Origin of the sequence: Blastococcus sp. VKM Ac-2987 (assembly GCF_026967805.1) — a bacterium.
Taxonomy (GTDB): Bacteria; Actinomycetota; Actinomycetes; order Mycobacteriales; family Geodermatophilaceae; genus Blastococcus.
The window spans coordinates 812488-827110 of the sequence record NZ_JAPVBG010000003.1 but is presented as its reverse complement, the minus strand read 5'-3'; the positions used below and the strand labels follow the sequence as shown (position 1 = coordinate 827110).

Annotated in this window: 13 protein-coding genes; 5 read left to right on the top strand and 8 right to left on the bottom strand. The window is 74.8% G+C overall.

Annotation, left to right across the window (positions count from 1 at the left end):
* Position 1 precedes the first annotated feature (1 nt).
* Positions 2 to 1045, bottom strand: a complete 1044-nt coding sequence (locus O2W17_RS19165) for an amidohydrolase family protein (RefSeq protein ID WP_269194048.1) — start codon at positions 1043 to 1045, stop codon at positions 2 to 4.
* Positions 1046 to 1253: 208 nt separating this feature from the next.
* On the opposite strand from O2W17_RS19165, the gene O2W17_RS19160 reads away from it, so the two are divergent.
* On the top strand, positions 1254 to 2738 hold the full coding sequence (locus tag O2W17_RS19160) for a GAF domain-containing protein (RefSeq protein ID WP_269194047.1): 1485 nt from the start codon (positions 1254 to 1256) through the stop codon (positions 2736 to 2738).
* Between the two features lie 18 nt (positions 2739 to 2756).
* Here O2W17_RS19160 and O2W17_RS19155 read toward each other — a convergent pair whose 3' ends face one another.
* Positions 2757 to 3923 (bottom strand): DUF3500 domain-containing protein, encoded by a 1167-nt coding sequence (locus O2W17_RS19155; protein ID WP_269194046.1) that lies wholly within the window; start codon positions 3921 to 3923, stop codon positions 2757 to 2759.
* 87 nt (positions 3924 to 4010) lie between these two features.
* Positions 4011 to 4628 (bottom strand): hypothetical protein, encoded by a 618-nt coding sequence (locus O2W17_RS19150; protein ID WP_269194045.1) that lies wholly within the window; start codon positions 4626 to 4628, stop codon positions 4011 to 4013.
* Between the two features lie 263 nt (positions 4629 to 4891).
* Between O2W17_RS19150 and O2W17_RS19145 the strand changes: the two genes are divergently transcribed.
* A complete protein-coding gene (locus O2W17_RS19145) occupies positions 4892 to 5740 on the top strand; it encodes an NAD(P)H-binding protein (protein ID WP_269194044.1) in 849 nt (282 codons plus the stop codon).
* Between the two features lie 72 nt (positions 5741 to 5812).
* Here the strand turns inward: O2W17_RS19145 and O2W17_RS19140 are convergent, their stop codons facing one another.
* Entirely contained in the window at positions 5813 to 6856 is a 1044-nt protein-coding gene (locus O2W17_RS19140) for an SMP-30/gluconolactonase/LRE family protein (protein WP_269194043.1), read from the bottom strand.
* A 201-nt stretch (positions 6857 to 7057) separates the two neighbouring features.
* Here O2W17_RS19140 and O2W17_RS19135 point away from each other — a divergent pair, with 201 nt between their 5' ends.
* Together O2W17_RS19135 and O2W17_RS19130 are read left to right on the top strand one after the other, a co-directional pair.
* Positions 7058 to 9022 (top strand): cation:proton antiporter, encoded by a 1965-nt coding sequence (locus O2W17_RS19135; protein WP_269194042.1) that lies wholly within the window; start codon positions 7058 to 7060, stop codon positions 9020 to 9022.
* A gap of 153 nt (positions 9023 to 9175) precedes the next feature.
* The gene (locus tag O2W17_RS19130) at positions 9176 to 10216 is read left to right on the top strand and encodes a sulfite exporter TauE/SafE family protein (protein WP_269194041.1); all 1041 of its coding nucleotides are present in this window, start codon (positions 9176 to 9178) and stop codon (positions 10214 to 10216) included.
* On the opposite strand, the gene O2W17_RS19125 is transcribed toward O2W17_RS19130, so the two are convergent.
* Both O2W17_RS19125 and O2W17_RS19120 read right to left on the bottom strand, forming a co-directional pair.
* Positions 10162 to 10374 carry a hypothetical protein gene (locus tag O2W17_RS19125; protein WP_269194040.1) on the bottom strand — a complete coding sequence of 71 codons (213 nt, stop codon included), beginning with the start codon at positions 10372 to 10374 and terminating at the stop codon, positions 10162 to 10164. The two genes, O2W17_RS19130 and O2W17_RS19125, sit on opposite strands and share 55 nt — an antisense overlap.
* 174 nt (positions 10375 to 10548) lie before the next feature.
* Positions 10549 to 12204, bottom strand: coding sequence for an acyl-CoA dehydrogenase family protein (locus tag O2W17_RS19120; RefSeq protein ID WP_269194039.1), 1656 nt, complete (start codon positions 12202 to 12204; stop codon positions 10549 to 10551).
* A gap of 145 nt (positions 12205 to 12349) precedes the next feature.
* On the opposite strand from O2W17_RS19120, the gene O2W17_RS19115 reads away from it, so the two are divergent.
* Positions 12350 to 13072: a hypothetical protein gene (locus O2W17_RS19115; protein ID WP_269194038.1), complete on the top strand. Its 723-nt coding sequence runs from the start codon at positions 12350 to 12352 to the stop codon at positions 13070 to 13072.
* Positions 13073 to 13156: 84 nt separating this feature from the next.
* Here O2W17_RS19115 and O2W17_RS19110 read toward each other — a convergent pair whose 3' ends face one another.
* Positions 13157 to 14317, bottom strand: a complete 1161-nt coding sequence (locus O2W17_RS19110) for a hypothetical protein (RefSeq protein ID WP_269194037.1) — start codon at positions 14315 to 14317, stop codon at positions 13157 to 13159.
* 85 nt (positions 14318 to 14402) lie between these two features.
* A complete protein-coding gene (locus O2W17_RS19105; RefSeq protein WP_269194036.1) occupies positions 14403 to 14612 on the bottom strand; it encodes a hypothetical protein in 210 nt (69 codons plus the stop codon).
* Positions 14613 to 14623: the final 11 nt, after the last annotated feature.

The window sequence follows — 14623 nt, the reverse complement described above, 5'->3', positions numbered from 1 at the left end:
CTCAGACCGTCGCGAGGTCGGCGGCGTCGGGCTGGCGCGGGCCGGTGGCCGTCTCGTCGGCGTCGGGCAGCCGCAGGTGCTCGGGCACCGGGATGTCGTAGAGCTTGGCGGCGTTGAGCCCCAGCACCTTCTTCTTCACCTCGGTGGTCAGCGGGGCGTACTCGGCCAGGTCCTCGGGGATCTGGAAGTCGACGAACTTCTCGACCAGCCACTGCGGCGTCCACAACGCGTAGTCGCTGGAGAAGAGGATGCGGTCCTCGCCGATCCAGTACAGGAGCTCGCCCATGATCTGGGCGAAGTAGCGGGGCCGGGTGTGGATGAACGGGATGGCCACGGCCAGGCCCGCGACCACGTTGGGCTCCTGGGTGGCGATCCAGCAGAAGTCCTCGAGGCGCGGCAGGCCGCAGTGCTCGACGACGAAGGTCAGGTCGGTGAAGTCGGTGGCCACGTGGTCGACGTCGGCGACGTCGAAGGCGTCCCGGTCCAGCGGCCGGATGGTCGGGCCCTTGTGGATGTGGATGTTCCCGATGCCGAGCTCGCGGCACAGCTCGAGGTACCGGTAGGCCATCGGGTCGGTGAGCTTCCAGCCGCGTGACTCGCCGTGCCAGTCGGCGGTGTAGAGCTTCACGCCCTTGAGCCCCATGCGCTCGGCGGCCGCCCGCAGCGCGTCCAGGCCGTTCTCGCCGTCGCGCGGGTCCCAGTAGTGGTTGTAGGTGAGCTTGTCGGGGTGCGCCTGCGCGAGCGCGAACGCCTCCTCGGTCTGGCCGAAGCCCCGGTGGTAGAACTCGGCGAGCCGGGCCGGCTGGAAGATGGCGTGGTCGACCATGCCGTCGCCGAACACGTCGCGCATCAGCCGCTCGCCGCCCTGGTAGAGGTACTCCTCGTAGGGCCAGACCTCGGACTCGGGGCTGAGGTTGCGGTGGTAGTCGTAGAAGCAGTCGATGAACTGCCGGCCGTGCACGTTGCGCTGGTTCTCCGGGCGCGCGTCCCACAGCGCGATGTGCGCGTCCACGATGAAGTAGTCGTCGCCGTCCTTGTGGTACATGCCGGCCTCCAGCTCGGGAAGTGACAGCGGTCACGCTGCTCGGGGACCACGCTAGGAACACCGCGGACGACCGGGAAGACGTGACCTGTCTCACTTTGAGACGCCGTCCTGCCCGGCCCGGCGGAACGCGGCGGCGTACCGTGCCGGGGATCCGGCAACGAGCTGCGGCCGCGCCCCGGCGCCCCGCACCCTCCGGGGAGGTGTTCGCGTGGCGGCAGGACCGACCGCTCCCCCGCCCCCGCCTCGCGCGCCCGACCCGCGGCCGGACGGGCGGCTGGCCGCGCCACGGCTGCGTGCCTCGTGGCGGCGCAGCCAGTTGTACGGCGTCCCGCCGGAGCAGGTGCTCCCGTGCTTCACCGGCTCGGTCGACACCGGGTCGCTGCTCTACGAGTGCGGGTCGGAGGTGCTCACCGGGCTGCACGCGACGATCGCCAACGAGCCGGTCAGCCTGATGATCGCCGACCGCGAGGGCCTGGTGCTGACCCGGCTGTGCAGCGACGCGGACATGCGGCGCTCGCTCGACGCGGTGCACCTGGCACCGGGGTTCTACTACTCCGAGCAGCAGGCCGGCACGAACGGCCTCGGCCTGTCCCTCGCCGACCGGGCGCCCTCGCTCGTCCGGGCCGGGGACCACTACTGCGCCGAGCTGCGCGGCTACACCTGCGCGGCCGTCCCGGTCCTGGACCCGGTCACCGGCGAGCTGGCGGGGTCGATCAACCTCACCACCTGGTCGGACTCGTCGTCCGAGCTGCTGCTGGCCCTGGCCCAGGCGGCGGCCGGCGCCACCAGCGGGCTCATGCTGCACCGCGCCACCGGCCGCCCGGCGCGGTCCGCGCCCCGCGGCGAGGTCTTCCGGGTGGTCGCCCCGGCCACCGAGGGGCAGGACGCCTGCGCCTCCACCGGATGGCGCGCGGCCCTCGCCGCGGCGACGGCCGCGGACGCCGCCGGCCGGGTGACCGCGGTCGTCGGGGAGCCCGGCGTCGGCAAGTCGACGCTGGCCGTCCGGGCCCGGCGCCGCGCGGGGCCGCGGCGGCGCGTCCTGCGCGTCCGCTCCCCCGGCGACGAGGGCGCCGCCGCGTGGCTGGACCTGTGGGTGCCGGAGCTGCGCGACCCGGAGGTGCACGTCGTGGTGTCGGGCACGCACCAGCTGCCGGCGTGGGCGGTCGAGGAGCTGGCCGCCGCCCTGACCGCGGCCCGCCGGACCGACGGCCGTCCGCAGCCCTTCGTCCTGACCAGCCCCGAGTACGCCGCCCTCCCCCCGCCGCTGGCCCGGCTGGTCGACACGGTCGTCGAGGTGCCACCGCTGCGCCTGCGTCCCGACGACGTCATGGCGGTGGCGCACGCCGTCGCCGCCGCCGAGCGCCACCGTCCGGTCGAGTTCTCCGCCCGGGCCGCCGGTGCGCTGACCAGCTGCTCGTGGCCGGGCAACACCCGCCAGCTGCACCGGGTGGTGCGCGAGGCCGTCGCCCGGGCCGACGTCGTCGACGTCCACCACCTGGCTCCGGAGGTCCTCGACGGCGGCACCCGGGCACTGAGCCGGCTGGAGCGGCTCGAGCGCGACGAGATCGTCCGCTGCCTCACCGAACCGGGCACCACGGTGACCCGGGCCGCGCAGACCCTCGGCATCGCCCGCGCGACGCTCTACCGCAAGATCACCCACTACGGGCTCACCCTGCCCGCCGCCCCCTACTGAGCGGGATCCGACCGCCGGTCAGCCGTGCGCGGCCGCGCGGTGCCGGGCCAGCACGTCCAGCCCGAAGTCGGCGACCGGGTCGCGCCACACCGAGTGCGCGTGGTTGGCGCCGCGCTGGGTGTTGTCCCACTCGATCAGCAGCCGAGGGCCCTGCACCCGGTAGTAGTGCGGGGCTCCCGGCTCCGTCGAGCCCGCCCAGGCGATGTGCACGGATGCGAGAGCGGCGTCGTCGTCGTACCGGCGGAGCGGGGACACCTCGGCGGGCACCCGGTCCAGGTAGGTGCCCAGCAGCGCGCGCAGCACGCCCCGCTGCCCGGCGTCGAACTCGGCCGCAGCGACGCCCCTCGGCTCGGCGCTGTACGCCACGGCCGAGTGCTCCTCCTCCCCGAACCCGGCTGCCTCGTCGATCGCGTCGCTCATCGCCTGCAGCTTCGTCTGCTCGGCGGCGTCGGGAAAACGCTCGTCGCGCCAGATGCCGGCCAGCGGGATCACCCGGTCCCCCGGGGCGACGGTCGTGCGGTTGGCGGTCACCAGGTCCGACGGCGCCCGGTCCAGCAGCACGGCCCGGGCGGCCAGGTCGCGGGGCAGGGAGCGGACGAGGTCGCGGGCGAGGTCCTCCACGCGGCCCAGCGGCCGGTCCACCGCGCCCCCGAGGAACGGCGACGCGGCGGGATCGGCACCGAGGAAGCACGGGGTGGTCGCGACCACGGCGCCGTCGACGACGAGGTTGTTCAGGGAGACGTGGTGGCCGCCGAACCGCCAGCCCCACGTCGACCGCTCCCCCGGCTCGCCGAAGACCCGGAGGTAGTAGAGACCGGGATCCCGGCCGCGCTCCCGGTCGAAGCGGGTGACGAAGCCCTCCGTCTGGTCGAGGACGTTCTCCAGCCCGATGATCGTCGCGACGGTGACGTAGGCGGGCGTGGACAGACCCGAGGCGACCAGCCGCATGGCGGCCCGCTGCTGCGCCGGCCGCTGGTCGTGGAGGGTCAGGCCGCCGTGGTCGGTGGGCGGGTAGAACCAGCGCCGTCGCTCGGCGTCGGACGATCCGTCGCCGGGCCCCGGGCCGGTGGCCGCCCGTCGCTGCTCGGCGTCCAGCCCGTCGAGCCACAGCGCCGCCGCCTCGGCCATCCGGCGCGCCACCGCACGGGCAGGATCGCCGTCGGTCGGCAGCTCGCTCCCGGGCATGCCGGCATGCTCCTCCAGCTCCGGACGCCGCGCCCCCCGGCGTCGAGGAGGTGCGACTGCCCACCGGGTGCGGCCGTCCGTCCGGTGCTACGGGCGGACCCCCGTGACCGGGCGGCCGGCGAGGGAGGTGACCACTTCGACGGCGGCGTCCCAGTACCGCTCGTAGTGGTACGGATCGGCGTTGCGCTGGGTGCGGTGCGCAGCGATGGTCGGCGGGAGCGACTGCCAGTCGGGCACCTCCTGGAGCGCCCGGAAGAAGTTGGTCGCGCTCGTCGTGGGGTCCATCCGGTCGGCGTAGGAGCCCCAGGCCCCGTTGGCCCGCTGCTGGAACAGCCCGCGCGAGTCCGGACCGACGGCATCCCCCCGGTCGAGGACCCGCAGCGAGGACTCCCCCATCGCGGTCATGACGCCGATCGTCTGGGCGCAGGTGTCCAGGCCCAGCGCCTGACCGGCGTTCACGATCGCGGCCGCATTGGCCAGCTGGTCCCCGCGGTAACCCGCGACCGGGCCGTCCGGCACGGCGCCGGCGTCCACCCGCACCCCCGCCTCGGCCACGGCGCACTCCGCCGACCGCGGCGCCTCCGCGCCGCTCTGGCGCGTCAGCACCACCAGCGCGACCGCCAGGAGGCCGGCGACCAGCAGGACCGGCAGCCACCCGCCGAGCGCCGACGGCGGTCGCCGTCCCCCACCTGGTCCGGACGGCATCGTGCTCCCTCGGTCGTCCCGCTGTGACACCTCCCCAACGAGCGGGGTGCCGACGAGGTCCCCGAGCCCGTCGGAGCCGCGATGCGGCGCGACGAGAATCGGGGTCGCGCGCAGCCAGGCCGGCGACGCCCGGTGACCCACCGACCGTTCGGCGTGGTGGACGGGTTGATCGCTCCACGCGGCCGTGCTGACATGAGCGCGAGGTCCGTCCACCTACCGACCGGGGAGTGCACCGTGCAGCCGCCGAGCACCTGCCAGCTGCCGTGACCCGCGTCCTGGTGACCGGGGTGCGCGGCAAGACGGGCGCCCCGCTCGCGGAGCTGCTCGTCGCCCGACCCGGCGTCGAGGTGCTCGGCGGCAGCAGCAGCCCGGCCAAGGTCGACGTCGACGGCGTCACGCCGACGCACTTCTCGTGGGACCACCCCGCCGGCTGGTCCGCGGCGACCGACGGCGTCGACGCCGTGTACGTCGTCCGACCCGATCGCGCGGACGCGCCGGAGCTGATCGGTGCCCTCCTCGACGCGACGCCGCTCCGGACCCACGTCGTCCTGCTGTCCGAGCGCGACGCCGACCAGGTCGGGCCCGACGGGTGGGCGGTGCGGGCCGAGCGCGCGGTGCGCAGCAGCGGCCGGAGCTGGACGATCCTGCGACCGGGCTGGTTCATGCAGGTCTTCACCGACCCTCGCTTCTACCGCGACCAGCTGGTGGACACCGGCGAGCTGCCCTTCGCCGGCGGTGGCGCGAGCCTGGCCTGGATCGACGCCCGGGACATCGCCGCAGTCGCCGAGCGCGCCCTGCTCGACGAGGGGCACGCCGGTCGGGTCCACGAGCTCACCGGGCCGGAGAGCCTCTCGCTGCCGCGGACGGCGGAGCTGCTCTCCCGTGCCGCGGGGCGCCCGGTGGTCCACCGCGAGGTGACGATCGACGACGCCGTGGCCGGTACCGAGGGCTTCGCACGGGAACTGGACGTCCTCACGTTCGAGCGTGTGCGGGCCGGCGTCTTCGCGGTCGTGACCGACGCGGTCGAGCGCGTGACCGGACGGCCGGCCCGGACGATGGAGGCCTTCCTCGCCGATTCGGGGCCGGCTCTCCGGGCCGGGGCCTGCCGCTAGGTCCCGTGTCCCGGTGGGCGGCCTCGCCCGGCGGCGCTGCTTCGGCGACCGGTGCGGACCCGCGAGCGGGCGTCACGGACCGAACGGCAGGACGACCACCTCCGAGGTGCGGGACGGCGGGTCCTCCTCGAACTGGCTGTCGACCAGGAGCAGCCGCCCGCGGACGACGTCCGCGGTGGTGAGCACCCGGTCGGGGTCGGTGGCGACCTCGGCGATCAGCTCGGCCGACGCAGCATCGCGGTCGAGCTCCAGGTAGGTGAGGACGCGCGGGAAGTTCCGGACGGCGACGAGCGTGCCGCCCTGTACCACCAGCCCGTCGGCCGAGGTGAGGTCGACGTCCCCGGTGTCGACGAGGGTGGGGGTCGCCGTCGCCAGGTCGAAGCGCCACAGCTGGCCGGCGGCGCTGTGGCCGACCACCAGCGACCGGCCGTCGGGTGCCACCTCGATGCCGTTGAGGCCGAAGGTGTCCGGCTCCTGCGGGATGGGCCCGGCCGCGTCGGACCAGAGCGTCGCCGTCCAGTCGCCGTGCTCGCGGGCGATCCGGAAGATCCGCGGGGTGGTCGAGTCGGTGACGTAGGCGGCACCGTCCGGGCCGATCACGACGTCGTTGAGGAAGACCGGGCCGTCCACGGGCACCCGCAGCGCCGCCAGCAGCTCCCGGTCGTCGTCGTAGACCCAGAAGTCGGGGGCGTCGGCAGGCGCGCCGTCCTGCGTGCGGTTGTCGCCCCCCGCGACGTGGACCCGGTCGCCTCGGTCCGTGGCGATGCCGACGGCGGTGCGCCGGCCGTCCTCGAGGGCGTCCTCCTCGTCCAGCCAGACGCGGGTCGCGCGGTGGTCGAGCCGGCCCCGGTGGATCTCCCCGCCGGAGGTCTCCGTGACGTAGAAGGTGCGCCCGTGCTCGACGACGTCGATGCCCTCGAACTGGGAGCCCCCGAGGTCGCCGAACAGCCGGTAGGAGTCCGGCAGACCACGGCCGTCAGGGGGGTGGCCGTCATGCCCGTGGCCGTCCCGGGAGTGGCCGTCGCCGTCGTCCGCGGCGACGGGGGCGGCGAGACCGAGCAGGAGCGGCGGCAGGAGGAGGACCGCCGCGGCGGTGCGGCGGGACGTCGGACGCATGAGGCCTCCGTGCGGAGTCGTGGCTGCTCCCCGTGCGCCCCACACGATGACGCGGACCGTCCGGATCCGCTACCGCCTCGTGCGCGCCACCGGCAGGCGCCGGACGGATGTCGGCGCGGCGCGGGAATGCCGCCACGGCTGTGCGGTGGGACGGTGACCCCGGTGACGTGCCGGACCCGTCCGTGAGATCGAGGAGCGTCGGTGGAGCTGCCGCGCCTGCTGCTGGAGATGTCCGCCCTGCTCACGCTGGCCGTGCTGCTGGGCCTGGTGGCCCGCCGGATCAAGGTGCCGCTGAGCGTCGCCCTCGTGGTGGTCGGCTTCCTCGCCGCCGCGGTGGGTCTGTCGCCGGAGATGGGCCGGCTCGAAGGTGAGGCCTTCGAGGAGGTGGTGGTCTTCCTCTTCCTGCCGGTGCTGGTGTTCGCCGCCGCGCTGGGCATCGACCTGCGCGCCTTTCTCCGCAACCTCGGCGCCATCGTGGCCCTGGCGGTCGTCGCCTTCCTCCTGTCCGCGGTGGTGGTGGGCCTGACCCTGCACTGGGTGCTCGGCACGGCGCTGGCGGCGGCCTTCGTCTTCGGTGCGCTGATCTCGGCCACCGATCCGGTCGCGGTGGTGGCGGTGTTCCGGGAGGTCGGCGTGCCGCGCCGGCTCCTGACGCTGGTAGAGGGGGAGAGCCTGCTCAACGACGGTGTCGCGATCGTGCTCTTCGCGATCCTCGTCGAGGCCGCGACGGGTGGATCGGTGAGCGTCGCCGCCGGCGTCCTCGACTTCGTCGTCGTCTTCGGCGGCGGAGCGGTGATCGGCATCGCCCTGGGCCTGGCCGCTTCCGCGGTGCTGCCCTGGCTCGGCCGGCTGCCGGCCGCCGGGTTGTCCGTAGCGACGGCCTACGGCTCCTTCGTCCTGGCCGACGCCGTCCTCGGGTTCTCCGGGGTGATGGCCACCGCGGCCGCGGGGATGGTGCTGGCCGGCCTCGCGCCGAGCCGGGCCTCCGCGGAGGTGCGGGAGATGTGGGAGCAGCTGTGGGAGGCGCTGGACTACGTCGCCAACGCCCTGCTGTTCCTGATCATCGGCCTGGTCATCGGTCCCGAGCAGCTGCTCGACCACCTCGGTCCGATCGCGCTGGCCGCCGCCGTCGTCCTGCTAGCGCGTGCCCTGGCCGTGGTGCCCCTGGTCTGGCTGCTCGAGCGGGTGGCCCACATCCCCCGGCTGGGCTGGCGCAACGAGGCCGTCCTCGTCTGGGGCGGGCTGCGCGGCGGCGTCGCCCTGGCCCTTGCGCTGGCCCTCCCCGAGGAGCTGGCCGAGCGGGAGCTCCTCGTCGCCCTGACCGGCGGGGTCGTGCTGGCCACGCTGGTGCTCAACGCAACATCCATCCGGTGGCTGGTGTCCCGGCTGGGCCTCGACAGGCCCACCCGGGTCGACCGCTACCTCATGGCGATCGCCCGCGTCTCGGCCATCGAGGCCGCCCGGAAGGAGATGGACGATCTCGGGCTGGACCCTGATCCGCGCACGAGCGCGGACCTGGAGAGCAGCGAGCAGGCGGCGCGCCAGGAGATGGTCGACCTCCACGTGGAGGAAGGGGAGGAGTACCGCATCGTGGTCGGCCGTGGCCTGCACGTCGAGCGCCGCACCTACCAGCAGCTCAGCGACGAGGGGCTCCTCCCTGCGGCGGTGACCCGGACCCTGCTGCACGAGGTGGACGACGAGATCGACGACTTCTCGCTGCACGCCTCGAGCCACCGGCTGGGGGCGGCTCGCCGAGCGCCGTCCGGCCGTCTGGAGCGGGTCAGCCGGCGGCTGGCCGGCCTGCTCCCCGAACCGGCGAGCGACGAACCCGGTGAGCTGGCCTACGCCGAGGCGACCGCGCGCCGGCTGGCGGCCCGGCGGACGGCGGACGCGCTCGAGATCTTCGACGACCTGCCGGCCATCCGGCAGGAGACGGTCGACCAGGCGCGACGCACCTTCGCCGACTGGGAGCAGCGGGCCGTCGCGGAGTTGAGCGAGCTGGACACCCGGTCCGGGGAGGACGCCCGCGCCCTGCGCGTGCGCCAGGTGCACAGCCTCGCCGCGGCGGCCGCCAGCCGGGAGCTCGTCGAACTCGTGGAGACGGGGCTGCTGCCCGAGCAGGTCCTGGGCTCCACCGGGACGGCGCAGGCGGACCATCCCCGCTGACGGCGGACGGACGGGCTCCGTGGCGGATCAAGCAGCCATCCACCTGTTCCTCCCCGCCGGTGAGCCCTAGGGTCGCTTGCCCACGCCGCACGGGGACCGTCCCGGGAGGACGCCTCCCGGGTCGGCGCCCCACCCGACCGCCCGGAGGCCCCGATGGACTGCTGCGATCCAGCGGTCTCGGCCGCCGGGTTGCTCGTGGGAGTCGTGGTGGGCCTGACCGGCATGGGCGGCGGAGCGCTCATGACCCCCGTGCTCATCATGTTCTTCGGGGTTCCTCCGCTGGCCGCGGTGTCCAGCGACGTCGTCGCCAGCCTGTTCATGAAGCCGGTCGGCGGCCTGGTGCACCTGCGGCGCGGCACCGTGCACCTGGGCCTGGTCCGCTGGCTGTGCGTCGGCTCCGTCCCCGGCGCCCTCTGCGGTGTGCTGGTGCTGCGCGCGCTCGGCTCGGGAGAACGGCTCACCGAGATCCTGCTGGTCGTGATGGGCGCCGTCCTGGTCGTGGCGTCGGTCGGCATGGTCGCCAAGGCCTGGCTGCACCTGCTGGACCGCCGGCGCCGGCGGAAGGCGGGCCGGCTGGCCGAGCCGGAGCGGGCGATCGCCACGGTGCCGGTGCGCCCGCTCGCCACCGCGATCGTCGGCGCCGCCGGCGGCCTCGTCGTGGGCCTGACGTCGGTGGGCGCCGGCTCCCTGATGATCGTGGCGCTCCTGCTGCTGTACCCGTCGCTGAAGGCGGGCCAGCTGGTGGGCACCGATCTGGTCCAGGCCGTTCCCCTGGTCGCGTCCGCATCCCTGGGCCACGTCCTGCTCGGGGACTTCGACCTCGGCCTCACCGGGAGCGTCCTGGTGGGCGCGGTCCCGGGCGTCTGGCTGGGCGCGCGGCTGTCCTCCCGGTCACGTGGCGGCCTGGTGCGCAGGGCGCTCGCGGTGGTCCTCTTCGCGTCGGGCCTCAAGCTGCTCGGGGTGCCGACCGGCACGGTGCTCGTCGTCGTCGGTGCGGCAGTGGTCGGGGGGTCGCTCACCTGGGCGTGGTTCCGGACCCGCCTCGGCGAACCACCGCGGAGCTGGCAGCAGCGGCTCCGGCGACCGGCGCGCCCGGTCGTGCGGGGCCGCCGGTCCCCCGGTGAAGCCGGCTCGGCGGATCAGGACCCCGACGCGTCCTCGACGGCGACCAGCCACGCACGGGCCGACTCGTAGTCCCGCGCGACGCCGAGGACCCGGTACCCGCTCCCGGTCCGCTCCAGCAGCAGCCAGGCGTCGTCGAACGCCTCGACGACCGTGTCGTCGCAGCGGTCCGGCAGCCCGTGGGGGTAGCGGGCCGAGCGGATCTCGCGCTGGAAGGGGGGCGGGGTCACGGACATCGGTCCTGCCGGGACGGGAGGGGCGTGCATGGCTCCGCCACCCGGTCGGCGAGCACGAGGTGCCCGCCCGCCGGGGACGGGGGGCGATTGTGACCCCTGGACGTCCTCCGGGTCACCACCCGGCCGCACGGGCGGCCGGATCGGCCGCGCCCGCGACGCGCCGCCCGATCAGCTGAGGCGGGCGTAGTCGATGACTGCCTGGTGGTCGACGCCGCGCAGGGTGCCGTAACCCGGCCCCCAGTCGCTCCCGAGCCGGGAGGAGATGAAGGCTTCGGCGACCACGGTCGGGGCCTCCCGGACCAGGAGGCTCGCCTGGACGGCGAGCGCGAGCTTCGTGACGAGGTAGCGGGCGGTGTCCTCGGGGGCGGTGACGAGCTCCTCGATGTCGGCGACCGCGGCGGCCAGGAGCGGGAACTCGGTGGCGACCGGCCGGATCTCGTCGAGGACGGGCTCGATGGCCTTGGGCTCCCGGGTCAGGACCCGGCCGACGTCCATGACCATCATGTTGGAGGTGCCCTCCCAGATCGCGTTGAGCGGCGCCTCGCGGTAGTAGCGCGGGCAGGGGTGCTCCTCGATGTAGGCGTTCCCGCCGATGGACTGGATGACCTCCTCGGTGACACCGGAGACGCGGCGGCAGTTCCAGAACTTCGCCACGGGGGTGAGCAGGCGGCTGACCAGGGCCTCGGAGACGTCGCCCGGCGCGTCCTCGGCGCGGGCGACGCGGAAGCCGAGGTGCGCGGCGCCGGCCCACTCCAGGGCGAGGTCGGCCAGGACGGCGGCCTGGATGGGCAGCTGGGCGAGCGGGGCGCCGAAGGCGGTCCGGGAGTCGTTGTGGTGCAGCGCCTGGGAGAGCGCGGCGCGCATGAGCCCGGCCGAGCCGACGGCGAAGTCGAGGCGGGTGTACTCGGCCGAGGACAGGATGGTGCGCACGCCCTTCCCCTCCTCGCCGACGAGGTAGGCGACGGCCTCGTGGTACTCGATCTCGGAGGAGGCGTTGGCCCGGTTCCCGAGCTTGTCCTTGAGCCGGTTGATCCTGATGCCGTTCAGCCTGCCGTCGGGCAGCCGTCGCGGGACCAGCAGGCAGGACACCCCGCCCTCGGTCTGCGCGACGGTCAGGTAGGCGTCCGACATCGGCACCGAGGCGAACCACTTGTGGCCGTTGACCAGGTAGGTCTCGCCGGCCCCGCGCCTGCCGACGGGGCGCGCGACGGTCACGTTGGCGCGCAGATCCGACCCGCCGTGCTTCTCGGTCATGAAGTAGCCGATGGTCCCGGCCCGCTTCTGCTCGATCGGGACGTCCGCGGGGTCGTAGGCCTCGGCGGCGATCCTCTCCGCGAACGGCGCGAGCTCCGGCTGGCTGCGCAGCACCGGGATCGAGGCGTAGGCCATGCCGGTGGGGCAGGCTGTCGACCCGTCGATCTGGTTCCACAGGTAGGACAGGACCGCCCGGGCCGAGTGCGCCCCGGGCTCGGCGGTGGTCCACGCGAGGGAGTGGACGCCGGACCCGAACGCCAGCCCCATCAGCTCGTGGTAGCTGGGGTGGAAGTCGACGTCGTGGACCTCGTTGCCGATGCGGTCCAGCGTGCGCAGCTCGGGGGTGAACCGCTGGGCGTCACGTGCGTGCTTGAGGACCCGCGGGTCCCACACCTTGGCGCCGAGCTCGCTCGCCCGCCCGCGGGCCCAGGGTGCGTGCCGGTCGATGACGCCGGCGGCGACCTTGTCCCGGTCGAAGGCGTTGACGTCACCGAGGTCCGGGACGAGGTTGTCCGGAACGGGCCGCTGGCGCGTGAAGTCCCCGGCCGGTGCACCCGCGGTTCCGGTCATCTCCGCATGCTCGTTCGCCCGCGCGCAGCGGTCAAGGGCCGACCCCCGGTCCACGCCGTGCGGTCGGTCGTCGGCCCGGGAACCGCCGGACGGGGTGGGGACGTTCTCCAGGGAGCCGGCACACCGCCCCTGCACGAGGAGCCCCATGACCACCCCGCTGCCGACCGGCCCCGCCGGCGCCCTCGACGTGCGCGCCGACGACGAGCTGTCGTGGCTGCTCGCGCTGGACCCCACGGTGATCGCCGTCCTCGGGGGCGTGCTCGTGGTGCTGATGCTGGTCGCCGCTCTCGCCGGGTGGCTGGTCCTCCGGCGGGTCCGGCGCAGTCCGCTGGTGGCCCGGAGCCGGGAGCTGGCCTCCCGCGGCCGGGAGCTGGGCATGCAGGGCGCCACCGCGGCCGCGGCGCGCCGCCTGCCGCCGGGCCGGCGGCGCACCGCCGCGGAGCTCCAGCTGGAGATCGCCCGCGCCCGTGACCGGCTGCGCCGCCAGGTGGCCGGCGCGCAGGCCGCCGGTGCCCACCTCGGCGACGTCCCGGACGTGCTGCCGTCGCTGGAGGCCCAGGGCGGCCGGCTCGAGCAGCGCCTGCGGCAACGGGCGCTGGTCGCCGACCCCGCCGACCGGGACGACCCGGAACCGGAGGCCCGGGCGTACCTGGACACGCTCGCCGACGTCTGCGACGCCGTGCGGGAGGCGGAGCAGGCGGCCGCGGCGGCCGGCCGCCCGGTCACCGACGTCGCCGACGCGGTCACCGCCCTGCGCGCGCACACCACCGCGTACCAGGAGCTCACCGCTCCGCCGGCGGTGCCCCCGCTGCCCCCGGTCCCCTCCCCCTCGCCGGAGGCCTCGGTCCGGGAGCCGACGCAGCGGTGAACGGGCGGCCGCTGGGTGCGTGCTCGTCCGACACCCGGCGGGGCCTCCGCGGTCCACGGTCGGCGACGCGATCCGGCCCGGGCATCACGGTGCCAGCCTTTGGGCCGTGAACCGGCCGCCGTCGTGCTGGAAGGTGAGGTCGCCCAGGTCCAACGGGGGCGCGGCGCTGCGCGAGTCCGCGACGGCGATGACGCCGACCTGGCTCCCGTCCGGCAGGACGGCCCAGCCGATGCGGGCCGGGGCGCCGTCGACCGGGATCGTCGCCTCGTACACCCCGGCTGGCTCGGTGGCGACGGTGGCCGTGAACGGTGTGTCCACCGAGGCGGTCCGCAGCTCGCCGGAGATGGCGCCGTCCTCGAGGTCGCCCGTCAGGACCGCCCCGCTCGGCGAGCTCAGGTCCAGCCGGCCGTCGACGAACGAGCCCTGCAACCACGCCTCGAACTGCTGCCCGTCGCAGACGTACGCGATCGCCCGGTCCGCGTCGATGACGATCGCCAGGCCGGCACCCCCTTCGCTGGTCCCACCCCCGAAGACGCCTTGCGTGACGTTCCCGGATGGCGAAGGCGTCGGCGCGACGGACGTCTGGGCAGATGGCTGCGCCGGCACGTCCGATGCAGTCGGCGCAGCGCTCGCGCCGTTGCCGGCCGGTTCGACGGCCACGCCTCGGACCAGTCCGACGACGGTGACGGCCAGCAGCACCGCCGCCGTGACCACGACCGCGACCTGCCCTGCCAGGCGGGGCTCACGACCTGCGGACGACGACGTGGTGCCGCCCCGCTCCGGGACGAAAGGGATGCCGGCGAGGATGTTCCGGTACTCCTCGGATGCCTCCTCGACGGCGAGCCGGCCGTACTCCAGCCGCGCCTGCAGCCCGGCGAGCATCGCCCCTGCCGCCTCGGCGGCGCCGACCCGTGCTCGCAGGTCGCTCGTCTTCTCCAGGTGGGCCGACACGGCCGCCGTCATCGACACGACCAGCGCGCCGAAGCACAGCACCTGCCAGACCGTCTCCGACGCGTCGAGCGACAGCCCGCGCCGGACCCTCTCCGCGAAGTCCGGGCCGCCCAGGGCGGGGCCCGCGGTGAGAGCGGCCACGACCGAACTGCTGACGATGCTGACGGTCGACAGCCGCCTGCTCACCGGAGCCTTCGTCCGGACGTAGGCCGCGATGTCGGCTCTCCTGGCCCGGATCGTGTCGAGCAGTCCCGCTCGCAGGTCGGGCGTCTCCGTGGGTGCCAGGGTGATCACCTGCCCTCGGTCCCGTCGAGGGTTCCGAGCCTGCCGGTCCGGCGTCACCGGGGCGTCACGACACGGATGCAGGCGGCGCCCGGGCCTAGGTACCCCGGTGCTCGGCGTCCCGGACGAACTCCGTCAGCCACCGCTCGACCGCGGCGACGACGTCCCGGGGTGAGGCCGCGACCGCCACGGTGCTCTCCCCCGGGGCTCCCGAGCCGCTGATCCCCGACAGCCGGGCGCGGAACGTCCGGTCCTCGCCCTCCAGCCAGACGCGGACGAGCAGGACGGCGCTCGGATCCTCGACCACGGCCACCTCTC